The sequence below is a fragment of the Streptomyces sp. NPDC019396 genome, from assembly GCF_040632375.1.
Taxonomy (GTDB): domain Bacteria; phylum Actinomycetota; class Actinomycetes; order Streptomycetales; family Streptomycetaceae; genus Streptomyces.
The window spans coordinates 104,621-129,814 of record NZ_JBEYBS010000012.1 but is presented as its reverse complement, the minus strand read 5'-3'; the positions used below and the strand labels follow the sequence as shown (position 1 = coordinate 129,814).

General features: G+C 69.9%; 19 protein-coding genes and 2 pseudogenes. 12 read left to right on the top strand and 9 right to left on the bottom strand.

What is annotated here, in order from left to right; translation table 11 throughout:
* Positions 1-41: 41 nt before the first annotated feature.
* On the top strand, positions 42-731 hold the full coding sequence (locus ABZ532_RS16265; RefSeq protein WP_361283134.1) for a pentapeptide repeat-containing protein: 690 nt from the start codon (positions 42-44) through the stop codon (positions 729-731).
* A gap of 12 nt (positions 732-743) precedes the next feature.
* Here ABZ532_RS16265 and ABZ532_RS16260 read toward each other — a convergent pair whose 3' ends face one another.
* Positions 744-1,256: a hypothetical protein gene (locus ABZ532_RS16260; protein ID WP_361283132.1), complete on the bottom strand. Its 513-nt coding sequence runs from the start codon at positions 1,254-1,256 to the stop codon at positions 744-746.
* A gap of 104 nt (positions 1,257-1,360) precedes the next feature.
* Positions 1,361-1,945, bottom strand: a complete 585-nt coding sequence (locus tag ABZ532_RS16255; RefSeq protein ID WP_361283130.1) for a PadR family transcriptional regulator — start codon at positions 1,943-1,945, stop codon at positions 1,361-1,363.
* A gap of 165 nt (positions 1,946-2,110) precedes the next feature.
* On the opposite strand from ABZ532_RS16255, the pseudogene ABZ532_RS16250 reads away from it, so the two are divergent.
* The 5 genes and pseudogenes from ABZ532_RS16250 to ABZ532_RS16230 all read left to right on the top strand — a co-directional run.
* Positions 2,111-2,473 (top strand): annotated as a pseudogene (locus tag ABZ532_RS16250) (nuclear transport factor 2 family protein); the annotation flags it as partial.
* A 164-nt stretch (positions 2,474-2,637) separates the two neighbouring features.
* Complete coding sequence (locus ABZ532_RS16245; RefSeq protein WP_361283128.1) at positions 2,638-4,140, top strand: NAD(P)/FAD-dependent oxidoreductase; 1,503 nt, start codon at positions 2,638-2,640, stop codon at positions 4,138-4,140.
* Entirely contained in the window at positions 4,137-5,243 is a 1,107-nt protein-coding gene (locus ABZ532_RS16240; protein WP_361283126.1) for a 2Fe-2S iron-sulfur cluster-binding protein, read from the top strand. Before ABZ532_RS16245 ends, ABZ532_RS16240 begins: the two co-directional genes overlap by 4 nt.
* Positions 5,244-5,342: 99 nt before the next feature.
* Positions 5,343-6,710, top strand: coding sequence for a M1 family metallopeptidase (locus ABZ532_RS16235; RefSeq protein ID WP_361283312.1), 1,368 nt, complete (start codon positions 5,343-5,345; stop codon positions 6,708-6,710).
* Between the two features lie 180 nt (positions 6,711-6,890).
* On the top strand, positions 6,891-7,352 hold the full coding sequence (locus tag ABZ532_RS16230) for a hypothetical protein (protein ID WP_361283124.1): 462 nt from the start codon (positions 6,891-6,893) through the stop codon (positions 7,350-7,352).
* A 96-nt stretch (positions 7,353-7,448) separates the two neighbouring features.
* Here the strand turns inward: ABZ532_RS16230 and ABZ532_RS16225 are convergent, their stop codons facing one another.
* Entirely contained in the window at positions 7,449-8,024 is a 576-nt protein-coding gene (locus ABZ532_RS16225) for a TerD family protein (protein WP_361283122.1), read from the bottom strand.
* A gap of 142 nt (positions 8,025-8,166) precedes the next feature.
* Between ABZ532_RS16225 and arfB the strand changes: the two genes are divergently transcribed.
* A complete protein-coding gene (gene arfB / locus ABZ532_RS16220) occupies positions 8,167-8,601 on the top strand; it encodes an alternative ribosome rescue aminoacyl-tRNA hydrolase ArfB (RefSeq protein WP_361283310.1) in 435 nt (144 codons plus the stop codon).
* 191 nt (positions 8,602-8,792) lie between these two features.
* Here arfB and ABZ532_RS16215 read toward each other — a convergent pair whose 3' ends face one another.
* Positions 8,793-9,302 (bottom strand): flavin reductase family protein, encoded by a 510-nt coding sequence (locus ABZ532_RS16215; protein WP_361283120.1) that lies wholly within the window; start codon positions 9,300-9,302, stop codon positions 8,793-8,795.
* 365 nt (positions 9,303-9,667) lie between these two features.
* Between ABZ532_RS16215 and cdgB the strand changes: the two genes are divergently transcribed.
* The 3 genes and pseudogenes from cdgB to ABZ532_RS16200 all read left to right on the top strand — a co-directional run bounded on the left by cdgB (position 9,668) and on the right by ABZ532_RS16200 (position 13,715).
* Positions 9,668-11,359, top strand: coding sequence for a diguanylate cyclase CdgB (gene cdgB / locus ABZ532_RS16210; RefSeq protein WP_361283118.1), 1,692 nt, complete (start codon positions 9,668-9,670; stop codon positions 11,357-11,359).
* Positions 11,360-11,482: 123 nt separating this feature from the next.
* The gene (locus ABZ532_RS16205) at positions 11,483-12,472 is read left to right on the top strand and encodes a carbohydrate-binding protein (protein ID WP_361283116.1); all 990 of its coding nucleotides are present in this window, start codon (positions 11,483-11,485) and stop codon (positions 12,470-12,472) included.
* A gap of 435 nt (positions 12,473-12,907) precedes the next feature.
* Positions 12,908-13,715 (top strand): annotated as a pseudogene (locus ABZ532_RS16200) (IS5 family transposase).
* A gap of 128 nt (positions 13,716-13,843) precedes the next feature.
* Here the strand turns inward: ABZ532_RS16200 and ABZ532_RS16195 are convergent.
* Both ABZ532_RS16195 and ABZ532_RS16190 read right to left on the bottom strand, forming a co-directional pair.
* Complete coding sequence (locus tag ABZ532_RS16195; RefSeq protein ID WP_361283114.1) at positions 13,844-14,305, bottom strand: hypothetical protein; 462 nt, start codon at positions 14,303-14,305, stop codon at positions 13,844-13,846.
* On the bottom strand, positions 14,302-18,339 hold the full coding sequence (locus ABZ532_RS16190; protein WP_361283112.1) for a polymorphic toxin-type HINT domain-containing protein: 4,038 nt from the start codon (positions 18,337-18,339) through the stop codon (positions 14,302-14,304). The genes ABZ532_RS16195 and ABZ532_RS16190 overlap by 4 nt, the downstream gene beginning before the upstream one ends.
* A gap of 497 nt (positions 18,340-18,836) precedes the next feature.
* Here ABZ532_RS16190 and ABZ532_RS16185 point away from each other — a divergent pair, with 497 nt between their 5' ends.
* Entirely contained in the window at positions 18,837-21,311 is a 2,475-nt protein-coding gene (locus ABZ532_RS16185; protein WP_361283110.1) for an FG-GAP-like repeat-containing protein, read from the top strand.
* An 87-nt stretch (positions 21,312-21,398) separates the two neighbouring features.
* Here the strand turns inward: ABZ532_RS16185 and ABZ532_RS16180 are convergent, their stop codons facing one another.
* From ABZ532_RS16180 to ABZ532_RS16170, 3 genes are all read right to left on the bottom strand, one after another.
* Entirely contained in the window at positions 21,399-22,331 is a 933-nt protein-coding gene (locus tag ABZ532_RS16180; protein WP_361283308.1) for a 1-phosphofructokinase family hexose kinase, read from the bottom strand.
* Positions 22,332-22,462: 131 nt separating this feature from the next.
* The gene (nagA, locus tag ABZ532_RS16175; protein WP_361283108.1) at positions 22,463-23,608 is read right to left on the bottom strand and encodes an N-acetylglucosamine-6-phosphate deacetylase; all 1,146 of its coding nucleotides are present in this window, start codon (positions 23,606-23,608) and stop codon (positions 22,463-22,465) included.
* Positions 23,608-24,564 carry an ROK family protein gene (locus ABZ532_RS16170; protein WP_361283106.1) on the bottom strand — a complete coding sequence of 319 codons (957 nt, stop codon included), beginning with the start codon at positions 24,562-24,564 and terminating at the stop codon, positions 23,608-23,610. The genes nagA and ABZ532_RS16170 overlap by 1 nt, the downstream gene beginning before the upstream one ends.
* Positions 24,565-24,953: 389 nt before the next feature.
* Between ABZ532_RS16170 and ABZ532_RS16165 the strand changes: the two genes are divergently transcribed.
* Positions 24,954-25,190, top strand: coding sequence for a DUF3263 domain-containing protein (locus ABZ532_RS16165; protein ID WP_361283104.1), 237 nt, complete (start codon positions 24,954-24,956; stop codon positions 25,188-25,190).
* Positions 25,191-25,194: the final 4 nt, after the last annotated feature.

The following is a 25,194-nucleotide window of genomic DNA, read 5'->3' as shown; positions in this document are numbered from 1 at the left end:
GGAGCCGGGTGTTGTCAGTGGTGTGCGTCACCATGGGGCCCATGGCGCACAGGACGAGGAAGAAGCCGGGCGACTCCCAGGTGGCGGCGGCCCGGCGGCCCGAGGTCAGGCTGCCGCCGCTGCGTCCGTACGAGGACGGGCGGGGGCTGGAGCCCGACGGCGACTACGACGGGTTCGAGCTGGCCGGCCTGGATCTGTCGGGCCAGGAGGGGGCCGGGGCGCGGTTCCTGGACTGTGCGCTGAGTGAGTGCGTGCTGGACGAGACCTCGCTGGTCAACGCCCGGTTCATCGACTCCGTGCTGACGGGCGTCCGGGGTGTGGGGACCGATCTTTCGGGGGCGTCGCTGCGGGATGCGGAGGTGGTGGACGCGCGGATGGGCGGGGTGCAGCTGCACGGTGCGGTGCTGGAGAGAGTGCTGGTGAGGGGAGGGAAGTTCGACTACCTGAATCTGCGCAGCGCCCGGCTGAAGGACGTGGTCTTCGAGGGGTGTGTGCTGTCCGAGCCCGACTTCGGCGCGGCGGAGCTGATACGCGTGGAGTTCCGGGACTGTGCGCTGCGACAGGCGGATTTCAGCGGCGCCAGGATGCAGGACGTGGATCTGCGGCAGGTGGCCGAGCTGGACATCGCGCGGGGAGTGGAGCGGCTGGCGGGTGCGGTGATCAGCCCGGCCCAGCTGCTTGATCTGGCTCCGGCGCTGGCGGCGCAGATCGGGGTGCGGGTGGAGGGCTGAGGGGCGCTCGGGTTACGGGCGGGCAGCCGGGGTGCGCGGGAAGCGGCTCTGAAGGTCCCAGATGGCGGGGTTGTCGGCGAGGCCGTCGTGCAGATCGGTGAGGTCCCCGACCAGATCGTGCAGGAAGTCGCGTGCCTCGCGGCGCAGTTCGGCGTGGCTGAAGGTGAGCGGCGGTTCGTCGCCCGGCATCCAGTCGGCCTCGATGTCCACCCAGCCGAAGCGGCGCTCGAAGAGCAGGCGGTCGGTCGACTCGGTGAAGTCCAGCTCGGCGTGCTGGGGCCGGGACGCGCGGGAGCCGAGGGGGTCGCGGTCGAGCAGCTCGACGATGTCGCACAGTGCCCAGGCGAAGTCGAGGACCGGCACCCATCCCCAGGCTGTGGACACCTCGCGGTCCTCCTTGGTGTCCGCGAGGTAGACGTCACCGCAGAAGAGGTCGTGCCGCAGGGCGTGCACGTCGGCGTGCCGGTAGTCGGTCTGCGGAGGGTCAGGGAAGCGGCGGGAGAGGGAGTAGCCGATGTCGAGCACGCCCTGATGGTGTCACGCCCGCTCGCGCGGCTGTCACGCGCGTGCCCGTGATCTCCCGCGGTCCGGGAACCAGGTCTGCCCGGTTCCCGGACCGGCAGCCGGCCTCAGGCGCGTGGGGCTTCAGCCGTACCGCGGCGGGCCGCCCGGGTGGCCAGTACCTCCAGGGTCCGCTCGCACCAGCGGACGTTCTCCTCCTCGAAGGCGCGTCCGCGCATCAGCGTCAGATACGGGCCGACCCGCTCCTCCTCGCTCAGGTACTCGTCCTCGGAGCGGCCGTCCAGCATGTGGTCGCGCAGTCGCTCGTAGCGGGCCAGCTTGCCTCGTGCCCACTCCAGGCGCTCCTCGAGCAGCCCGCGCACCGTCTCCGGGTCGGCTTCGTCCACGGCCTGGATCTTGACCATCAGCTCGTCGCGGATCGTCGTGGGGCGTGGCGGGGCCACGACGAAAGCGCGCAGGGCGGCCTGTCCGGGCTCGGTGAGGCTGAACATCCGCTTGTTGGGGCGGCGCTCCTGCTGGACGACGCGCGCGGCGATCAGCCCGTCCGTGGCCAGCCGGTCCAGCTCCCGGTACAGCTGCTGCGGCGTCGCCGGCCAGAAGTTCGCCACGGACACGTCGAAGACCTTGGCCAGGTCGTAGCCGGACGCCTCGCCCTCCAGGAGGGCCGCGAGGACCGCGTACTTGAGAGACACCTGGACACGCTAACACCGAAGTGATTACTCTCCTTCGCACCTACTCAACAAAGTGACTATCGAGGGTGTCCAAGGGTAAGGGGCCGCGTTGCGAGCCGAGCTGCCCATGGAGCCCACGGGACACCACTGACCCCTCGGAGCCCAAGGGTCAAGGAAGGATCCGCCATGCATCCGTTCCGCAAGGCCGTAGAGTCCGGCGACCACGCCGACATCCCCGCGCTGCTCGCCGAGGACGTCGTCTTCACGAGCCCCGTCGCCTTCCGCCCGTACGAGGGCAAGGCGATGACCACCGCGATCCTGCGCGGCGTCATCCGCGTGTTCGAGGACTTCCGCTACGTACGCGAGATCAACGGCGCCGACGGGCGCGACCACGCGCTCGTCTTCACCGCTCGGGTCGGTGACCGCGAGATCAACGGCTGCGACTTCCTGCACATGAACGAGGACGGCCTCATCGACGACTTCATGGTCATGGTCCGGCCGCTGTCGGCGGCCCAGGCGCTCGCGGAGGCGATGGGCGCCCAGTTCGAAGCGATCGGCCGGGAGGCCATGGCCCTGGCCGGAGCCGGCGTCGACACCGAAGCCGGAGCCGGCGTGGACGCCGAAGCCGAAGCCGAAGCCCAAGCCGAAGCCGGCGCCGAAGCTGGCGTGGACGCCCAAGCCGAAGCCGGCGCCGAGTCCGGGGCTTCCGGGTCATGAGCGGCGGCGACCTCGATTTCGACGTCGTCGTCATCGGCGCCGGCAACGCCGGCCTGACCGCGGCCACCACCCTCCAGCGGGCCGGCGTCCGCACCCTTCTCGTCGAGCGCCACAGCGTCCCCGGCGGCTGTGCGACCTCCTTCCGGCGCGGCCGGTACGAGTTCGAGGTCGCCCTGCACCAGCTGTCCGGGCTCGGCGCGGAGGGCCAGGCGTTCTCCCTGCGCCCGCTGCTCACCTCGCTGGGCGTCGCCGAGCAGCTGGAGTTCGTCGAGGAGCGTGACCTCTACCGTGCCGTGGTCCCCGGGGTGTACGACGTGACGCTGCCCGCGGACTGGGCGGGGGCGCTCGACGTGCTCGACGCGGAGTTCCCCGGCAACCGCGCCCGTATAGAGAGGTTCTTCGACCTCGTACGCAACGTCACCTTCTGGCAGGTCGCCGCGATGGACGGCCTGCCCGCCGAGCAGGTCGACCCGCTGCTGTTCCGCCAGGGCCTGCGGCCCTTCAAGGACGTGCTGGACGACCACTTCGACGACGAGCGCCTCAAGTCGGTGCTCGGCGCCTACTGGGGCTATCTCGGACTGCCCCCGTCCCGGCTGCCGTTCCAGGACCTGGCGCTGGTGCTGTTCGCGTATCTGGAGTTCAAGCCCTGGCACATACGCGGGGGTTCGCAGATGCTCTCGCGGGCGCTGCTGGACTCGTTCCTGCGCGCGGGCGGCGAGGTCCGGTTCCACACCGCGGCCGCGGCCATCCGCACCCGCGGCGGGCGGGTCGCGGGCGTCAGGCTGGACACCGGCGAGCGCGTGAGCGCCGCCGAGGTGGTGTCCAACGTATCCCTCCCCGCGACCTATGCCATGCTCGAAGGCCTGCCCGCCCCCGCTGCCGCCGCCCGCGACCTCGGCACCCGGCGGCCCGGCATCTCCGGCTTCGTGCTGCACATGGGCCTGGACGCCACCCCCGCCGAGCTCGGCTTCACCGCGAGCACCAACTTCGTGAACGTCGACATGGACGACGACCGCACCTTCGCGGCCATGCGCGGCCTGGAGCCGGTGCGAGGGATCGTCGCGTCCTCGTACGACGTCGAGCCCATCGGCTTCGCTCCGCCCGGCGCCAGCCATGTGAGCCTGATGACGCTCCAGTACGCGGACGCCTGGCAGGCCCTGCCCCCGGCCGAGTACGCCCGTGCCAAATTCGCCTACGCCGAGGGCCTGCTGGACCTACTGGAGACCGTCACCCCGGGCGTGCGGGACGCGATCGAGGAGGTGGACGTGGCCACCCCGCTGACCATGGAGCGCTACCTGGGCCACCCGGGCGGAGCGTTCTACGGCTATGAACAGGACGCCGCCGACGGCTGGCCGTTCCGCGGGATCCAGCGCGAGAGCCATGTGCCGGGGCTGCATCTGGCGGGTTCCTGGGTGGGCATGGGCGGGTTCCAGCCGACCCTTCAGTCGGGGGCCGCCGTTGCGGGCCGGCTGCTCGAGTCCAAGGGAGCGTACGCATGAAGCACCCGTTGGCCGCGCACTACGACGGCCACGACGAGATCCAGGCGGAGATCGACCGCCGGGCCGCCCGGCCCGTCCAGGAGGTGCCGACCGGGACCGTCGAGCGCCACCACCCCAGGCGGCTGAGGCTCGTCGTCGACGAGATCCGCATCGAGACGGCCAGCACCCGCACCTTCCGGCTGCGCCGTGAGGACGGGAAGCCGCTGCCGCCCTTCCTGGCCGGGCAGTACGTCAACGTCTTCACGGACGGCACGAGCCGCCCGTACGCCATCGCCTCCGGCCCCGCCGAGCACGGGCGGCACTACGACCTGACCGTGCGGCGCGTCCCCGGGGGCAGGATCAGCAATCTGCTCATCGACACCCTGGCCGTCGGTGACCGGCTCACCACCACCGGCCCCATGGGCACCTTCCACCACAATCCGCTCTTCCACGGCGATGACCTCGTCTTCCTCGCCGGGGGCTCGGGCGTGGTCCCCGCCATGAGCATGCTCCGCGCGATCGCCGCGAGTGACTCCTCGCGCCGACTCCACCTGGTGTACGGCTCGCGCGACACAGAAGACGTCATCTTCCGCGACGAACTCGACGCCCTCGCCTCGGCCCACCCCGACCGCGTCCGGGTGGACCATGTGGTCGGCGGACTGCTCACGGCCGCGACGATCGGCGAGCTGGCCGGTCCGCTGCGTGGCCGGATGGTGTACGTATGCGGGCCGCAGGCGATGTATCCGTACGCGCTGGAGCAGCTCACGCGGCTCGGGCACCCGCGCCGCCGGGTCCGCTTCGAGGCCAACGGCGCGCCTTCCCGCCCCGAGGCCCAGCCGCACTGGCCGGTCGGCGCGGACGGCACGGAGCGGGTGACGGTCACCGCGTGCGGTACGCGCTTCCGTACGCCCCGCAACCGCCCGCTGCTCGACGCCCTGGAGGACCACGGTGTCCGACCCGAGGCGGCGTGCCGGTCGGGAGAGTGCGGGATGTGCCTGGTGCGGGTGGTCAGCGGCGAGGTGCACACGGCGGAGGAGGCCCGGCTGCGGACGGCGGACGAGCGGTTCGGCTACACGCACAGCTGCGTGGCCTATCCGCTCACGGACGTGGAGATCGAGGTCTGAACCGCCCCGACCTCCGGAATCCGACATTCCAGGCATAGGATCGCTGACGTGCCCCCGCGTCAGCGATCCCTCCTCCGTACCGCCGTCACCGTCGTCGCCCTGATCACCCTCGGCGGCACCGCGTGCACCGCACCGGAGAGCCTCGGCGCCGGGGTCAAGGGCACACCGGGCGCGGCTGGTCTGCGCGACCCGTACTTCCCCAAGCTCGGCAACGGCGGTTACGACGTGAGCCACTACGCGCTCACGCTCGACTACGACCCGAAGACGCGCCACCTCGCCGGCACGGCCACCATCACCGCGCGCGCCACCCAGGACCTGAGCGCGTTCAACCTCGACCTCCACGGCATGACCGTGCACGCCGCGACCGTCGGCCGGGCCCCCGCCGCCGTGAACCGCTCCGGCGACGAGCTGACGCTGCGCCCGCGCGAGGAGATCGCCAAGGGCAGCACCTTCCGTACCGTCGTCCGCTATTCCGGCTCCCCGCTGACCATCACCGACCCGGACAAGTCCCGTGAGGGCTGGCTGAATACGGCGGACGGCGCGGTGGCCCTGGGCCAGCCGACGGGCTCGATGGCCTGGTTCCCCGGCAACCACCACCCCAGTGACAAGGCCACGTACGAGACCACGGTCACCGTCCCCAAGGGCCTGACCGCCGTCTCCAACGGTGAACTGCGCTCGCAGCGGCCCACCCCCGACGGGAAGCGCACCACTTTCGTCTGGCGCTCGGCCGAGCCCATGGCGAGCCACGCGGCGACCGTCGGCATCGGGTCGTATGTCACCAGGTCGTACCGCCCGGTGGACGGCGGCGTCCCCGTCTACACGGCCGTGGACAAGACCGTGGCCCCGCGCACCGCGAAGCTGCTGGCCCGCATCCCCGAGCTGATGGACTGGGCGGTCTACAACTTCGGCCCGTACCCATTCTCTTCGACGGGCGCGATCGTCGAACGCTCCGACGACGCCGCCTACGCCCTGGAGACCCAGAGCCGTGCGGTCTTCCCGGAGGGGTCCTTCGACCCGGAGACCCTCGTCCACGAGATCGCCCACCAGTGGTTCGGAGACTCCGTCACCCCGGAGACCTGGCAGGACGTCTGGCTCAGCGAGGGCTTCGCGACGTATGCGGAGTGGCTGTACCGCGAGGACTTCGAGAACGACCCCGCGAGCGAGAGCTTCCGCGAGGCGTACGACACCGAGTCCAGCTGGGAGTTCCCGCCCGCGGAGCAGCCGGACGCCGAGCACGTCCTGGGTGAGCCGGTGTACGAACGGGGCGCGATGGTGCTGCACAAGATCCGCGAGGCGGTCGGGGACGACGCGTTCTACGACATCGTGCAGGGCTGGGCGAAGGAGCACCGCCACGGGAACGCGTCGACGGACGACTTCATCGCCTATGTGGAGGGGAAGTCGGGCAAGGACCTGACGGCGCTGTGGGACACCTGGTTGTACGGGGAGACCAAGCCGGAGCAGCCGTGACTTCGTCGAGGCCCCGCTCTCGGCGTGGGGGGAGGCTGCGGACGACCGTCGCGGGGCTGTTCGAGCCGGGGTTTCTCTCTGAACAGCGCCTGGGGACGTTCTGGGCGGGCCCGCGAACGGCAAGGCCGACCGTCATGACGCCGGGTAGAATTTCGCCCCCACCTCAGCGAGGGCGGGTGAGTGGGATTGAGCCAGGTGCCTGAGTGGTTCTGGGAGACGCTGGATGCGACCAGGCCGCGTTTGTCCGCTCTGGAGGCGTGGCTGGAGTCACGGCCAGGAGAGACTCTTGAGGCGTTCGCGCTGGCCTACCTGGATGCGGCAGGCTCTCTGGTCGACTTTTCCGAAGGCGTGAGCGTCGACGGAGAGGTCTGGTCCGAGGACGGCACCGAGGATCTGTGCATGTGGGTGGTCGGTCAGGGCCGCGGGCTCTGGCACTCGGTGATGACGGGCGAGTGGGAGCTGGCAGAGGCCGCGCGGGCATATCTGGGGCGCTCGTCGCCGCTCAGCAGAGAAGTGACGCAGTTGGACCAGGAGGTCTCTGATCCGGAACATCTGGGGTATCGGTCCCCGGAATCCATCGTCTACGGGGTGTATCGAACGCGTTTTACGACGGACCTGTACGAGCGGCTCTCGGGCGGATGAGTCACTGGCTCGTCCCTTTGCGGACCGTGCGGCTGGCTCGCGGAATGACCGCAGGGGCCAGACCTGAGGTCTGGCCCCTGACCCGGGCGGGGTAGGTCAGACGTTGACGCCGAAGTCCTGGGCGATGCCCACCAGACCCGAGGCGTAACCCTGGCCCACCGCGCGGAACTTCCACTCCGCGCCGTTGCGGTAGAGCTCGCCGAAGACCATCGCGGTCTCCGTGGCGGCGTCCTCGCTCAGGTCGTAGCGGGCGAGCTCGGCGCCGCCGGCCTGGTTGACGATGCGGATGTAGGCGTTGCGCACCTGGCCGAAGTTCTGGGTGCGGTTCTCGGCGTCGTAGATGGAGACGGGGAACACGATGCGCTCGACGTCAGCCGGGAGGCCCTGGAGGTTGACGTTGATCTGCTCGTCGTCGCCGCCACCCTCGCCGGTGCGGTTGTCGCCGGTGTGGACGATGGTCTGGTCCGGGGTGGACTTGTTGTTGAAGAAGACGAAGTGGCCGTCGGAGACGACCTTGCCGCCCGCGTTGACCGCGATGGCCGAGGCGTCGAGGTCGAAGTCGGTGCCGGTGGTGGTGCGGACGTCCCAGCCGAGGCCCACCGTGACGGCGGTCAGGCCCGGTGCCTCCTTGGTGAGCGAGACGTTGCCGCCCTTGGACAGGCTTACAGCCATGGGGAAGTCCCTTTCCTGGTTCCTGGTCGAGTGGGTACCTCACCCTTCCTAACGCAGATGTCGGACGAGGTGGTTCCCCGCGGGGCCGTTTACCCGCGGATACGCGAAAAGGGAGTGACGCGGCGCGCTCGCCGGGGCGAACATAGGACGTATGTCCGGTCCCTATCCCATCCGTGGCTCCGTCTCCCTACCGGAGGCCGAGCTCATGTGGCGTTTCTCGCGCTCGTCGGGTCCGGGCGGCCAGCACGTCAACACCAGCGACTCGCAGGTCGAGCTGCGCTTCGACCTCGCCGCGACCCAGGCGCTGCCCGAGGTGTGGAAGGTCCGCGCCCTCGAGCGGCTCGCGTCGCGGCTGCACGACGGCGTGATCGCCGTACGCGCGTCCGAGCACCGCTCGCAGTGGCGCAACCGCGAGACTGCCGCGGTGCGGCTGGCCGCGCTGCTCGCCGAGGCCACGGCGCCGCCGCCGCGCCCGAGGCGGGCCACGAAGATTCCGCGCGGAATCAACGAGCGGCGGTTGCGTGAGAAGAAGCAGCGCGCGGACACGAAGCGGGGGCGCAGCGGCCGGGATTGGTGAGGCCGGGCCCGCAGGCCCCCGGACTCGCAGCCCGGGCCCGCAGGCAGCAGGCCGTCCGACTCGCAGCTCGGGTCCGCAGGCTCTTCGATGGGCCCCGGTCCCGCAGGTCCCCGGTCCCGCAGGGTCCCCGGCCCCTCAGGTCCCCGGCCCCTCAGGTCCCCGGTCCCGCAGGTCCCCGGGCACGCAGGCTCTCAGCCCAGGTGGCGGTACCTTCCGCGGAAGTAGGCCAGCGGGGCGCCGTCCCCGCCGGGCAGGCCCGCCTTCAGCACGCGGCCGATGACCAGCGTGTGGTCGCCCGCCTCCACCCGCTGTTCCGTACGGCACTCCAGCGTCGCCAGCGCGCCCTCCATCAGCGGCGCCCCGCATACCTCGCCCCTGGTCCAGGGGATGTCCTCGAACAGCAGCCGGTCGCTGATGCGTCCCTTCATCGCGAACCGGCCCGCGATCTGCCGCTGGCTCTCGGAGAGCAGCGAAACCCCCCACAGGGGCTGTTCGGCGAGCAGGTCGTCCATGCGCGAGCCGTTGCGCAGACTCACGAGCACCAGCGGCGGGTCCAGTGAGACCGAGGTGAACGAGGTCGCGGTCATGCCGGCGTCCTCGCCGCGCGGGCCGTCCTCGGTCAGGGCGGGCTCATGGGCGGTCACCAGCACTACGCCCGCCGCCAGGCGGGCCAGGGCGGCGCGGAACTCGTCGTTGCTCACCCCCTCAGGATGGGGGATGGCTTCGGTGAAAGGGGCTTGAGTCGTCGGGAGCACAACCGGAACGCTAACCTCGTCTCCATTGCGGCCACATCGGGCCAGGGGACCAGCCGGGTCCTAGGACCACGGGTAGGACCACGGTCCGGAATTTGCGTTGACGAACGTTCGTTGAACGTTCGGAAACAGCGAGCTCCCCGATTCAACCGCTCATCATTTAATGTGACTTGAGTCACAGAGGGCGGTATTTGTTGACCCTGTGTACCGAGTGGGCAGCGCGCTGTGATTCAGTGGCGTGGACAGACCATCGAGAGGACCGATTGAGAACCCTGGAGTCACGTTAGCTGTAGAGGTCTCGGGGAGAGCGAGCGATGGAGACCGAGTCGGAGCCGTACGTCCGTCTTGCGACTCTGCGGCAGCTGCATCAGGTCGTGACGGACCTCAATACGGCCCGCAGCCTGGCGGACACGTTGCAGTCCGTTGCCGACGGCATCGTCGTCGGCCTTGGCTACCAGCTGGCGTGCGTCAATCTCGTACGTCCCGACGGGGATCTCGTCGTCGCCGCCTTCGCCGGTGACTCCGCCGCCGAAGCCCTGATCACCGGCCGCGTCGGTTCCCGGCCCTCCTGGGAGCGCAGGCTGTCCATGGGGGAAGCTTGGGGCGACCTCCGGTTCATACCCCACACCGAGGGTTGGGTGCTCCTCGAGGACGACGTCCCGCAGTGGTACACCGAAGGACCCGAGCCCCGCTTCGAGGGCGAATGGCACCCCCAGGACCGGCTGTACGCGCCCATGTACGCGTCGGGCGGCGGCCGTGAGCTCCTCGGCGTGATCTCGGTCGACAAGCCCCGCAACGGCCGCCGGCCGGGCGCCTGGGGGCAGGAAGCCCTCCAGATGTACGCCTCGCAGTCCGCCATTGCGATCAGCAATGCCCGCCTCCGGGCAAACATGCAGCGCGCCCTGGTCCGTCTCGAGCGTGAGCAGCAGGCCCTGCGGGCCAGTGAGGAATCCTTCCGGCAGGCCTTCGAGTACGCCCCGAGCGGTATGGCCATCGCCGAAATGGGCGGGGACCAGCACGGGCGGCTGCTGCGCACCAACGACGCCCTGTGCCGGCTGCTCGGCCGGCCCGCGTCCGCGATGCGCCGCTACTCCTTCGCCGACCTGGTCCATCCGGAGGACGTCGGCACCCTGCTCCGTACCTCGGCCGAGGGCGGCCGCGCCGAGCTGCGGCTCGGGCGCCGGGACGGTTCGTACGTCTGGGTCTCGCTGCGCAACTCCGTCGTCGCCGACACCACCGACGGGCCCCGCTTCCTGTTGACCCACGTCGAGGACATCGAGGAGCGCAAGCGCCATGAGCTCCAGCTCGCGCACCGGGCCAGCCATGACGCCCTGACCGGTCTGCCCAACAACGCGGAGCTGCGCGCCCGGCTCAGCGCCCGGCTCTGCGACAACCCCGGGCGGTCCGGTCCCGGGTCCGGGTACGGAGCCGCGTACGGCGGATACGCGGACACGGACGGTTACGAGCACCACGGCTACGGCAACGGACCCGCGGACGGCCACCACCCCGGCTACGGGCACGGCTTCGACTTTGATCTGCATGTTTCGGGCGGGTCGTATGACCACCATGTGCACGCCGTCGCACCGGACGGTGAGCACGACGACGGCGCCAAGGGCCTGGCCGTGCTCTTCTGCGACCTGGACGGCTTCAAGTCGATCAACGACCGGTTCGGGCACAACACCGGGGACGCCGTTCTGGTCGAGGTCGCCCGCCGCCTCACGACCTGCGTACGCGACGGGGACACCGTTGCCCGGCTCGGGGGTGACGAATTCGTCGTCCTCGCCGACGGGCTCGCCGCGGCCGATGCCGCTGACCTGGCCGTACGCTTGCGCAGCGCGATCATCCCGCCGATCCGGGTGGACGGCAGGGCGGTCCGCGTCGGGGCCAGCTTCGGTATCGGCTGGGCGGTGTGCGGGATGTCCGTCGAGGAAGTCCTGCAATCGGCTGACCAGCGGATGTACATCGAGAAGCGGTCGCGCTCGAAGATCCACCGTCGCGCCGGATAGTTCCCCGAAGCCGGACCGGGGCGGGAACCAGCGGCGCGTTTGGCCCGTCCTTGGAGTGACCAGGACGGGGTAGGCTCGCCCGGTCGGCGACGGCTGGCGAGCGAGGATAGGAGTGACCCAGGGATGACGGCCGGGAACAACGGCGCGAGCACGCCTGAGGACGACGATCCGTTCGGCTACCTGTATGCGGACGGGCAGCGCCAGACGGGCGCAGCACCTCCCAGGCAGGGCGGCTACGGCTACCCCGGCCCGGCCGCGCAGCCCGGTGTGCCCAGGACCTCGTACAACCAGGTCAGGACGGTCGGCGAGCGCCAGTACGGCCAGGTCCCGCAGCAGCAGTCCTACGGGCAGCAGGGCCAGCAGCCCCAGGGACACGCGCATCAGCCGAACCCCCAGTACGCGGCCCCGGAGACCTACCCCGGCGGCGCTCCCACCCGCCAGACACCGGTGCCCGGCTCGGGCGGCTACGACGACGGTGGCCGCAGCCGTGGCCCCAACACCCGGGGACTGATCGCCGGCGCCATCGCGGTCGTCGCGGTGGTCGTCATAGGGATCAGCGTGGCCCTCATCACGAGTGGCGGAGACGACAAGGACCCGAAGGCCAACCAGAGCGGCGCCCCCGCGGAGCAGGTGAAGCCGAGTGACGACGCGTCCAAGGGCGGCGACCAGGAGAGCCCGCCCGCCGAGCTGCCCAAGCAGAACGCCGCGACGCTCCAGCTCGCGCCTCCGGCGACGCTGGGCACCCAGATCAAGGGCGCGAAGGGCACCAACGGCGCCTATGTGCAGTTCAACGGCCCCGGCGGAGCGGCGAGCTGGTCGGTGAACGTCCCGGCCGACGGCACGTACACGCTGTTCATCACCTACAGCGTGCCCGGCAAGGACGCGAAGACCTCGCTCACCGTCAACACCGAGACGCCGCGTTCGATCAACATGTCGAACTTCGCCAGGGCCAAGGAGGGCGACTGGGAGAAGGGCTGGACCCGCACCTACTCCTACGTCAACCTCAAGAAGGGCACCAACACCCTGAAGATCTCCTGCGAGCAGGGCGACTCGTGCGACGCGCTGCTCGACCAGGTGTCGCTGAAGCAGGGCGAGGCGAAGAACCCCGACTAGGACACCCTGCTCGGACGAAGACCCGGAACGGCCCGTCGGTGAACCGTCGGGCCGTTCGCGTGCGTGCCAGGTCCTGGACGTGACGCTTCGACGCTCAAGGCTGTCCGTCGCCCGGTCAGGACCCGGGACTCAGCCGCAAGGTGCAGGGCGCACTGATTGTGGCCGTGTGCAACCGCTCGCCGCCACGCGCCAGCAGCTCCCGGAGTCCGTCCATCTGTGGCCGTAGTGGCCACTTTTCTCTGTAAATGCCGGGCGCCCGTTGTGCCGAAAGAGGGTGCCATCCAGGGCCGCCGCCGTGCCCTACCCGCCTTTAGATACCGGCCGAGGGCGGCCAGGACCTCGATGCCTCAGGCCTCCTAAGAGCTCGTAACACGATCTTGGTGAGATGCTCTGGTCAGCCGTGACCGGTGTGACGAGTCGGCCGTTCGTGGTGGTGTGAGTACTCGGCCGTGGATCGTGGACGACGACTTGTGGGCACTGATCGAGCCGCTGCTGCCGCCCTGGCCGACGAGGTCGCCAGGGCCGCGACCGGTAGCTGACCGGCTGTGCCTGCAGGGCATCTTGTACGTGCTCTGCAACGACATCGCCTGGCAACTCCTGCCCCCTGAGCTGGGCTTCGGCTCCGGTCAGACTTGTTGGCGAAGGCTGGAGCGTTGGCAGCAGGCAGGGATCTTCGACCAGTTGCACCGCATCCTGCTCGCCGAGCTGAACGCGGCCGGCCGCCTCGACTGGTCCAGGGCGTGCATGGACGGCTCGCACATCCGGGCGAAAAAAGGGGCGCCGACACCGGCCCGTCGCCGGTCGACCGGCGGAAGACGGGCAGCAAACACCACCTGATCTGCGACGGACGCGGCACCCCGCTCAAGGTCATCACGACCGCGGCGAACGTCAACGACGTCACCCAGACCCTCGCCCTGGTCGACGGCATCCCGCCGGTGGCAGGTCGTCCCGGCCGACCCCGCCGACGTCCCCAGGCCTGCTCGGCGACAAGGGCTACGACTCCAACCCCAACCGCGATGAACTCCGCAAACGCCGGATCCTGCCCGTCATCTCCCGCAAAGGAGCCCCGAACATCAAGGACATGGGCAAGCTCCGCTACGTCGTGGAGCAGACCTTCGCCCTGCTCCACCAGTTCAAACGACTCGCCGTCCGATGGGAACGCCGCACCGAGTTCCACGACGCGTTCGTCTCCCTCGCCTGCAGCCTCATCTGCTGGCGACGCCTCAACAAACCCGACTCATGATCGTGTTACGAGCTCTAAGGGCATGGGACTCCTTTGTGTGTGCCTGGCCATACGGCGCCGAACAGCCGTCGTCTCGGCCACGCGCCTGGGGCGTGGCCGAGACGACGAATCATTCAACTGAGCGGATTTCAGCCGTTCAGGAGCTTGGATCTGTAGGAATGGAGAATCTTCGGCCATTCGGAGCCGTCCCGCAGATCATCGTCCAGCATGAGCACCGTGGGCTGGCTCTGCGCCGCGACACCGTAGAGCATCCGCGCCACGGAATCTGTGAGCAGGTTGTCATAGTCGAATGAGCCTTCGAATCCCAACCAGGCGACCCGGGCTCCCCGCTCACAGACCTGCTCAAGGCACGATTCGAGGTATGGCCCGAGCGCGGCAGGCAGCGTGACGAAGGACAGGTCGTATTCGACCACCTGAAGACCGTTCAGGATGAACTCAACGTCCTCGAGGTGGTACGTGGTGATTCGGTCTGGGGAACACCCATCGATGTCAAAGGTGAGATCGATGGGCTCGGCGGAAGGGGCTGCTGCAAACAGGCTGATGACTGTCTCGTCGTCATCCCAGCACAAGGCTTTGAGGAGACGGCTCATTCGAGCCCCCAGTTGGCGATTTGGCTGGGGCTGGGGACCACGGCCGTAAGGACTTTGCCCGCGTACGGTCCCTCCTTCGCGACGAACAGGACGACATGCTTGCCGTCGACCTTGCCGGCGAACGCTCGGGTCAACGTGTTGGACTTCATGCTGTCAAACGCCTTGGTGGGGTTCGTGAGGATGTGGCTGGTCATATCCTGGAACAGCTGGACGCGCTTCTCGAGACTGCCCCCGGAGGGAATCACTCCTGCAATCTCGAGATGTCGAATGGCATGGCCTCCTTTCTTGTTCATGCCCTGGTAAGCAGTGGCCACCGTGTCTGCGGAAAACCCACAGACTGCGTTCTCATTGTGCACCAGGACCGCAGTCTCGCCCACTAGCGCGTAGTACGTGTGGAGGTCGTTGACTGTGAGGTTGTATGCGGGCTGAAGCGTCTTCCAGTGGTGGACAGCGGAGATCGCCGCGGTTTTGCCATCTGCCTTGAGCAGGGTGTCACCGGGCCTCAGGTTGGCGGCGTCGGTCCACTTCTGAGCCTGCTCAGACCAGAAGGGGTGGTGATCGGTCGCAGTGAGGGAGCCGCCTCCGGCCGCGGGGTCGAGCGTGATGCCGGTGAAGTCGCGGTCGTCCGGTGTGTAGATGGTCGCCTCTACCCGGCGTGGTCCGCTGGATCCGGTGAGTGGATCGGCTGCTTGGACGTAGTCGCCGGTCCTGATCTGTTCTATGGGCCGTGTTGAACCGTCTCCCATCAGGACGCGTGTGCCGGCGGGAAAGCTGTGCTTCTTGGGCTTGGCACAGGAAGGCGTTTTCTTCCACAGGTTGGAGAGTTCGTCGAAGAGTTTCTTGGCTTTCGGGCCGAACTTCTTGCTGTATTTTGCCAGTTTCGCCGGTGTGGTGAACCATCCGGCGACTGGTGCCATCGACGCGCAGGCGAGGCCCGCATCCGTCCATATGTCTTCGCCGCCGGTGGGGGAGAAGAAGTCCCAGATTCCCTCGATGGCGTACGCCGCACAGCTGATGCCGTCGGCGGGTTCGCCGATCACAGGGATCATGCCGAAGGCGTCGAGTATTGCGTGGGTGATGTCGAGCCGTGTGTGGAAGGACGGGTCGATCAAGAGCATCTTGAGGGTTGGGCCGACTTTGTCGAGGAACTCGCCGAGTACGTCGAAAGCCCGCTTCCTCAGGTTTTCCTGTGCCTGCTTTTGGTATTGGGCGATCATGTGGCGCTGGACGGCGTCTTTGTAGATGCCCTTGGCAGCATCGGCGCTGGAGCCCGCGTTGATCGCGGACTGGCGGGCTTCCTCCGCCGCTTTGTAGGCGCTTCGGGCGTATTCTTCGGCGGCCAGCGCGCTGGCTTGCGCCGAGGCGGCGGAGTAGTTCGCTTGCGCGGCGCTGGCTTCCGCGTCGGCTTCCGCGTCGCGTGCGGTTTCGGCGAACTTGGCCGCGTTGGCGGCGGACTTGCTGGCGCGGTCGGCTGAGTCGTTGGCCTTGGTGGCCCAGTCGGCTGCCTCGGCAGCGTACTTGCTCGCTGTTTTGGCGTGGCCGGTGGCGTCGTCGGCGTGGCCTTGCGCGGTGGCGGCGGTTTCCGCGGCTTCGTAAGCGTCCTGGTAGGCGCGGGCTGCGATGCCACTGGAAGTGGCGATGATGCCCTGGATCTGGGCGACGTGGGCCGCGGTCAGCTGGTCGCGGCGCTGGGCCCGGTACTGGCCGGATTCGATGAAGTCGCGCAGGTGCGTGTCGGGGCTGGCCAGTGCGGTTTCGGCAGCGGCTTTGATCTCCGGGGTGCCGCCTTCGGTGAGGCGCGCTGCTGCGACGCGGTCGTCCACGACACGCGCTTGGTGTTGGGTGGTGGCGAGGAAGTCGGCGAGTGCCTTGGGGTCGGGGTCGTAGAGGGCCTTCTTCGCGGCTTCCTTGACAACCCTCCCGCCGGCTTCGTCGATCTGGGCGACCAGGATGCGGTTGTCGTCTGCGGCAGCCTTGTACTGACCGGTGGTCAGGAAGGTGTGGACCTGGGTGGCGTCGCCCTTGAGGGCGTTGCCCGCGGCGGTGCGCACATCCTCGAAGGGCGATTCCTGGTACAGGCTGTTGACCTGGTCGCGCTCGTCCTGCTCTTCCGCGCTCTTCCAGCCACCGCGGGCGTACTCGACGACGGTCGCCTCATCGCCGGCGAGGGCGGCTTCGGCGGCGGCGCGGCTCCAGGAATGCCGGATCTTCATCGCGGTCAGGGCCATCTTGCGGCCGGTTGCGGCGATCTGCTGGGTGTCGGCGCCTGACTGGTTCGCCTGTTCGGCGAGCGTGGCGAAGTCGGTTTCGAGCGTGAGGGCTTCCTGAGTGAGGCGCTTCACCTCGGCCCCGGCGATGTCGAAGGCTTCCTTGGCGTCGCGGGCCTGGTTGACCTGGGTCTTGGTCCGAGTGGCGATCTCCTCGGCTTCGGTCTTGCGGGCCTTTTCCTGGACGGCTTGTGCCTGCTTGACCGCGTCTCCGGCCATCTTGGCGGCCTTCAACGCCTCGTCGGCGTTGGTCTTTGCACGGTTGGCCGCCTGCTGGGCGTCGCCTGCGTGTTCGGCGGCCTTGCGCGCGGCCTCAGCCGCCTTGCGCGCGTGAGCTGCTGCCGAGCGGGCGCTGTCGCGGGCCTGCCGTGCTGCTGCGGCGGCATCGGCCGCATGGGCCTGCGCTGCGGCTGAAGCCCGCCGGGCCTCTTCCGCATGGCGCCGGGCCGACGCCGCTGCCGCCTGGGCTTCGGTCGAGTGCGCACCGGCCTGCTTGGCGTATCCGTCGGCGGCGGTGGCGCTTTCGGCGGCGTCGGTCATGTCCTGGATCGCCGCGATCGATGCCTGCAGGGCGGTATTGGCTTCATCCAGGGTCTTCGCCATCGCGTCCGCGGCGTCCGCGATCTTCTCCGCGTGCTGGGCGGCCTTGACCGCATCGTCCGCGATCTTCTCGTTGACCTTCCCGGAGGCGGCGGCCCGCCATGCCTCGCTAGCGGCCCGTGATGCAAGCAGGGCGGCGGTTGAGGCATTGTGGGCGGCGATCGCCGCGGTCTGCGATGCGGCGTTGGCCGCGCGGGCGGCGGCGATCGCGGACTGCGCGGCGTCGGCAGCGCGACGGCTGGACTCGGCGGCACGACGTGCCGCGTCGGCGGCCTTGATCGCATCGTTCTTGGCCGCCTTGGTCTCGGCGGCGGCCTTGGCTGTCTCCGCTTTGGCCAGACGGGCGGCGGTCTTCGCCTTCTGGGCCTGTTCCTGCGCGCTCTTCTTGGCCTTCGCAGCGGCGGCGCCGGCTTCCTCGGTCTGCTCGGCCAGCTGGCTGATGGTGGCGTGTTCCTGGTCCTGGGCGCGTGCGATGTGCTGGCCGAAGAGGAGGAACTCGCGAACGTCTTCGATGGTGCCCCGCAGCGCAGCGGCTGCGGCGCGCTTGGTCGCGGGACCACCGGCTTCGTCGATCTGGGCGACCCGGACGCGGGCGTCGTCGTCACGCTTGCGGTACTGCCCGTCGGCGAGGAATTCGCGGACGTCATCGAGCGATCCGCGCAACGCCGCACCGCCCGCCTCACGCAGATGGGCGCCACCGCCCTCGGTGATCTGCGCCGCCTCGATTCGCCGGTCGTCGGCAAGCGGGGCCTGCCAGCCGTTCTCCATGAAGGCGGCCAGGTCCTCCGGTGTGCCGTCCAGGGCCTTCTGTGCCGCCTCGCTCAGGCGCGGTCCGGCGTCGGTGACGAGCGTGAGCGCGGCCTCACGCAGATCGAGGTCTTCAGCGATCTTCTGGCCGTTGGCCAGGTAGTCGCGAAGCTGCTCGTCATTGCCCGTGAGGGCGGCACCGGCGGCGGACTTCACCGCCGGCCCGCCGTTCTTCCAGAGTTCGAGGACCTGGGCGCGATCGGACGGCGGCGGGACGTCGGGGCCGTCGGCGGCAGCTGGTCCTGCCGCCGAGACCAGTCCGGCGATCAGGGCAAGCGGAAGCAGGCCGCGAGCAGCCTTGCTGGCTACCGCGTACCCCCTTCGCCATCCCCGTGTGCGCCGGCTTCTGTCGAGAAGCACGGAGTTTGTTTCCCCTCAGTGGTCTGCTGGTCGCAGCACGCGTCGCGGCAGGACCGCCCCCGGCTGAGCACGAGGACAGGTGGGCGCCATTGCCCCCTGCACACACCGCAGAGAACCGCCGCCCCCCATGAATCGGCTTCCCCAGGCCGGAGGACGGCAGACCCGTTGCCGAACCCCCCGGTCCGGTACGGCACTGCTTGAACGAGAACACAGATTCAGCCAAGGGGTAGATGGTTGTGCGCCAAACCAGGACCGTTATGCGCTCTTTATCGAAGCCAGTAGTGCTGGGAGCGCGTGACGTCGCTGCTGCCTGGAGCGGCTATGCTGCCTCCTCGGCCCCCCAGGCGATCCCGACCGTCCGCAGTGCAGCGTTGACGGTCCCGTTGTGGTTCCGCCTTCCCTCCCGCCTGGTCGGGGGGCTTTTCATGAGAGAAACACCTGTGCGTATACGCAAATGGCTGCCTGCGGCGATCGTGATCGCAGCCACCACTGTGGGGATGCCAGCTCCGGTTGCCGCCGCTGCGGACGAGAATCCCACCGCCACCGGCGCCTCCTACGCCGTCGAGGACGGTGCCTACCCTGACGCCGACGCGATCCTCGAGGAGACGGGCGCTCAGCTCGTCGCCGGTGATGGGAACATCACTCTCACCTCGTGCTCCGAGGACTTCCAGATCATGGTCTGGATGGCGGACATCACGGAGGACAACCAGGGCCGGCTCTGCTTCAAAGCCGCGAGCACCGGCTACCTGTCCGTGAACATTCCGCACGCGTTCCGGATCGAGACCTTCGGACGGGACATCCGGGCCGAGGTCAGCATCGACGGCGACACGCAGACCCTGAACGTCCCCAAGGACACCGCAAAAAACTTCGGCGAGGCCATACCCGCCGACCCCAAGAAGGCAGTCCTGCTCGAACTCCAGGTCACCGGCCCCGGGGCGAAGCCGCCCACCGGTGAGCAGAAGGACACCAGCCTGCCCTTCACCGGCAAGCTCAGCATCGGCAACGTCCGTTCCTGCACCGCGACGCTGGTCGCCCCGCAGTGGGTCGCCACTTCGAAGAGCTGCTTCGCCCAGGACCCGGCAAAGAGCATCGACATCCCCACAGGCCCCCCGAGCGAGAAGACCACACTCACCCTCGGCCGCAGCGACCTCGCCCTCGGCGGCGGGCACACGACCGAGATCACCACACTCGCCCCGCGCGGCGACCGCGACCTTGTCCTGGCCCGGCTCGCCGAGCCCGCCACCGGCATCGCCCCCGCATCGCTCGCGACCTCGGCAGCCGGCAAGGGCGAGGCGGCGGATGTCGTCGGCTTCGGCCGCACCGCCGACCAGTGGGTGCCCACCAAGCGCCACACCAGCGGGTTCACCGTCGCCAGCGTCACCTCCACCGAGGTCAACCTCGACGCCCAGGCCGAATCTGCCGTCTGCAAGGGCGACGCAGGCTCCCCCGTGCTGCGCACCAAGGACGGCAAGACTGAACTCGTCGGCATCGCCAGCCGCTCCTGGCAGGGCGCTTGCTTCGGGGAGTTCGACGAGACCCGTACCGGAGCCGTCGCCACGCGCGTGGACGACATTCTTTTCGGCTCCCAGCTGACCGCCGCCAAGCGCCTCGACACCGGCGACATCCTCGTCTCCGCTTCCGCCCAGCTGACCATGAAGAGTGACGGCGACCTGGTTCTCACCTCGAATGCCGGGAAGACCCTCTGGTCCACCGGCACCGCAGGGAACCCGGGTGCGTTCGCGCGTATCAGCAAGGGCAACCTGATGGTGCGCAACGCCGGCGACACCGCCACGCTGTGGGAGTCCAAGACCAGTGCGTCGAACGGCTACGCCGTCCTGAACGACCGGGGCGACTTCGTCATCTACAACAGCGAGGGCGAGTCGCTGTGGTCCAGCAACAGTGCGCCGCGCCACGACCAGGACGGTGACGGGCGCAGCGACCTCGGGGCTTGGTACAGCTACACGGCCGGCAACGACGGCATGTACACCTTCCGCAGCGGCGAGGACGGGGCCATCGGTGCCCCCGAGCGGTCCTATCTCACTTCTGGTGATGAGTGGGATGCCAAGGCGATGAAGTTCGTCAGCGGCGACTTCAACGGCGACGGTCACGGTGACATGGCCACGGTGCGCGGCTACAGCGACACGAGCGTCAAGATCTGGATCGCGCTCGGCAAGCCCGACGGCGGTTTCAACGCGCCAGTGGCCACGTGGAGCTCGCCCGCGGGCGGCCCGTTCCACATCAGCTACATCACGCCGCAGTCCGGTGACTTCAACGGCGACGGACGCGACGACCTCGCCATCTGGTACGCCGCAGGCGACGGCAGCACCAAGCTGTGGACCTACCTGGCCACCGACAAGGGCAAGCTGAATGCCCCCACCAGCTCCTGGTCCGCCCCCAGCGGCACCTGGACCCGCAACCGGGTCAAGTTCATCACCGGTGACTTCAACCAGGACGGCCGCACCGAGATCGGTGTCTTCTACGGCCAGGGCAACAACGATGTGAAGACCTACGTCTTCACCACCACCCCCGCAGGTGGATTCACCAGCCCCACCGTGTGGTGGGAGAGCGCCTCGATCGACTGGGACCGGACCGAGCCGCACTCCGGAGACTTCAACGGTGATGGCACCGACGACGCCCTGATCTGGTACGACTACGCCGACGGCAGCGACAAGGCCTCCACCATCCTCGTGCAGAAGGTGGACGGCGCGAACCGGTTCGGCGGGGCCAAGGTCGTCCTCGACAGTCCCAAGGGCAACCTCGACGTGAAGCGCTTCCAGATCGTCATCGGCGACTACAACGGCGACGGCCGCGACGACCTCGCGATGCTCAACCACCAGCCCGACAACGCCGTCAAGCTGTGGACCTGGACCACCAAGTCCGACGCCACCCTCAACAGCCCCAAGGCCGGCTGGACCGCACCCGCCACCAGCTGGCTCTACGGCAACACCACACTCCTCAACACCTACAACTGACCCGGCTCCCACCGGCCGTCGAACCCCGGGGCGCCGGGCCCGCGACCAGCGCGGGTCCGGCGCCCCGGGGTGTCCGGTCGCGGTTGTTCAGGCTGCGGGGAGCAGCTCAGTGACGGCGATCCTCGGCAGGAGCTCCTCGTACGCGGCCGGGTCGAAGTCGCCCGCTGCGGGGGAGAGCACGGCGGCCGCGGACAGGGCCACCGCGCGGGAGAGGCGGTCCGGCCAGGGGAGGGACTCGACCAGGCCGGACAGCAGGCCCGCGACGGCGGCGTCGCCCGCGCCGGTCGGGTTGCCGGTGACCTTGGCCGGTGGGGTGGCGCGCCAGGTGCCGTCGGGGGTGACGGCGAGCAGGCCGTCCGGGCCCAGTGAGGAGACCACCGTGTGGGCGCCGCGGCGGCGGGCGTCGCGGGTGGCGCGCAGGGGTTCGCGGGAGCCGGTGAGCTGGGCGAGCTCGTCGGCGTTCGGTTTGACCAGGTCGGGGCGGGCGGCGATGCCCCGGCGCAGGGGTTCGCCGCCGGTGTCGAGGACGGTGGGGACGCCCGCGGCGCGGGCCCGTCGGATCAGCGAGGCGTAGGCGCCGACATGGATGCCCGGGGGCAGGCTGCCGCAGAGGGCGACGGCCTCGGCGTCGCGCAGCAGCCTCTCGTACGTCACCAGGAAGGCGTCCCACTCGGCGGCGGTGACGTGCGGGCCGGGTTCGTTGAGCTGGGTGGTGCCGCCGCTCGCCGTGTCCACCACGGCGAGGGTGCGGCGGGTGTTCGCGGCGATCGGTACGAGTGCGTCGTGTACGGGCTGCGGCTGTCCGGCCAGCAGCTCACGCAGCACCGCGCCCGTCGGGCCGCCCGCGAAGCCGGTGACGACCGCCTCGTGTCCCAGCGAACCCAGCACCCGTGCGACGTTGAGGCCCTTGCCGCCAGGGCGTTCGGTGACCTCGGCGACACGGTGGGAGGCGCCGGGGAGCAGCGAGGGGACCCGGTGGGTGATGTCCAGGGCGGCGTTGAGTGTGACCGTGAGAATCACTGCTGACACCCCCGGAGGCTGCGTTGCCATGGTTGGAGTTGCCATGGTGGGACGGGGCCTGATCATGCCAAAGAGATGGCCGTTGGCCCAGACCCCGCCCGTTCGTACGCCCGCCTTCCGGTGGCGCGGTGTCAGGAAACGCCCGGCTCGACCACCCATGCGCCCTTGCGCATCACGCCCTTGAGGGCGAAGTCCGCGTCCAGCACGACCAAGTCCGCGTCCTTGCCGGGTTCGAGCGAGCCGACCCGGTCGTAGACGCCCAGCAGCCGCGCCGGATTGGCCGAGATCGCCCGCACGATGTCCTCGACGGGCAGCCCGTCGACGGTCGCCGCCCGCCGGAAGGCCGTGTCCAGAGTGAGGGTGGACCCGGCGATCGAGCCGCCGTCGACCAGCCGGGCGACCCCGTCGCTGACCTCGACCTCCAGCGGTCCGAGGTGGTAGACGCCGTCGCCGAAGCCGGCCGCGTCCATGGCGTCCGTGATGAACGCGACCCGGGCGGGCCCCGCGCGGTGGAAGGCGAGTTCGAGGGCGGCGGGGTGCAGGTGGGTGCCGTCGTTGATCAGCTCGACGGTCACGCGTTCGTCCTCGAGCAGTGCGGCGACCGGTCCCGGTGCCCGGTGCCCGAGCCCGGGCATCGCGTTGAACAGGTGCGTCGCCACCGTGGCGCCCGCCTCGATCGCCTCGACCGTCTGCTCGTACGTGGCGTCCGTGTGGCCGACCGCCGCGATCACCCCGTGCTCGGCGAGCAGCCGTACGGACTCGATGCCACCGGGCAGTTCGGTGGCCAGCGTCACCATCTTCGCCGTGCCGCGCGCCGCGTCGAGCAGCTTGCGCACCTCGGACGGGTCGGGGTCGCGCAGCAGCATCTCGCTGTGCGCGCCCTTGCGGCAGGGGGAGATGAACGGCCCCTCGAAGTGGATGCCCGCGAGCTCGCCCTGCTCGACCAGCTCGGAGAGCAGCCCCGCCCGGTGGGTCAGGAAGTCCATGTCGCCCGTGACCGTGGAGGCGACCAGCGTGGTCGTGCCGTGCCGCCGATGGGTCCGTACGCCGGTGAGTACGTCATCGGCGCTGCCGGAGGTGAAGGAGGCACCGCCGCCGCCGTGGTTGTGCAGGTCCACGAATCCGGGGACCAGCCAGTGGCCGGACAGGTCGACGGCGGGGGTGGCGGCGGGGGCGTGCCCGGCGATCCGGGGCCCGTCGACGATCACCCGCCCGTTCTCGGCGATCCCGGTGGGCAGTACGACCCGGGCGCCTTGGAGAACCATCCGGTCGGCCATCAGGCGGTTACCTCCTTGGTTGCGGTTGCGGTCGCGGTCGCGGTCAGCAGGTCCCAGGCGAGGAGGCCCGCGCCGAGGCAGCCGGCGGTGTCCCCGAGCGCGGCCGGGACGATCGCGGGCGGCTTCTGGAACGTGATCCGCGCCCCGACGGCGTCCCGCAAGGGTGAGAACAAGGTTTCCCCCGCCTCCGCCAGACCGCCACCGATGATCAGCGTGCCGGGGTCCAGCAGGGTGAGCGCCATGACCAGCCCGTCCGCGAGCGCCTCGACGGCCTCCTGCCAGACCCGCACGGCGCGGGGGTCGCCGGACGCGACGGCCTTGGCGCAGTCGGCGGCGTCCGCGTCGGGGGCTCCGCTCGCGGTCGCCCAGGCGCGGGACACGGCGGCGGCGGAGGCGAGGGTCTCCAGGCAGCCGTGCTGTCCGCAGCCGCAGAGGGCTCCGCCGGGGCGTACGACTACATGGCCGATCTCGCCCGCGCAGCCGTGGGCCCCGGCCTCGATGGCGCCGCCGATGCCGATGGCCCCGGCGATGCCGGTGCCCAGCGGCACGAACAGGAACCGCTCGGCGCCGCGCCCCGCCCCGAGCCTGCCCTCGGCGAGGCCCCCGGCACGGACGTCGTGCCCGAGGGCGACGGGCACGCCGCCGAGCCGCTCCGTCATCAGGTCGCGCAGGGGTACGTCACGCCAGCCGAGGTTCGCCGCGTAGACGGCGATGCCGTGGTCGGCGTCGACGATGCCGGGGACGGCGAGGCCGGCGGCGAGGGGGGCGTGGCCGTGGCGGGCCTCGCCGTGGGCGCGGAGCTCGTCGGCGAAGCCCAGTACGTCGCCGACGACCGCGTCCGCGCCGCGGTGGCGGCCGGTCGCGCGGCGTGCCTCGTGGAGCAGTGCTCCGTCGGGTCCGACGAGGGCGCCCTTCATGCTGGTGCCGCCCACATCGAGGGCGATGACGTGTCTCACGCGTACAGTCTGGCGCGGAACCCTCGGAAAGGTCTAGTCCACTGTGGGCTGTGCTTGCGGTGCGGTGCGGGGCTGGCGGGTTTCGCGGTGCGGGGTGCCTCGGGGGGTCATCCGGAGTGTCCGTCCGCAAGCGCCGGACGGGCTGCGTATGCGGGCTTGCCCTGTTCGGTGGGGTGGTGTCGCGGCGCGCAGTGGGCGGGTGGCCCGCTGTCCTCAGGAGCCGGACGGGGTGCGAGGTGGGCCGGTTCTCGGTGTGCCGCACCCCGCGACGGCTTCGTCCTCAGGCCCCGGACGGGCCGGGCGTGCGGGCTTTCCCCGCTCCGCGGGGCCGCGCTGCCTTGCCGTGCACCGCGAACCCGCCCACACCCGTGCACCGTTATCGTGCTCGTATGACCGATGCTCAGCCGCTCTCCGCGCGCGCCCTCGCCGTGCTCGCGCTGGAGCGGGGCGACCACCCCGGGCCCGGGGCCAAGGAGCGGGCGATACGGGAGCGGCTCGGGATGTCGCCGGTCCGGTACTACCAGCTGCTGAACGCGCTGCTGGACGACCCCCGCGCGGCCGAACACGACCCCGTGACCGTCAACCGGCTGCGCCGGGTCCGGGACGCGCGGCGGGAGCGCCGCTAGGGTC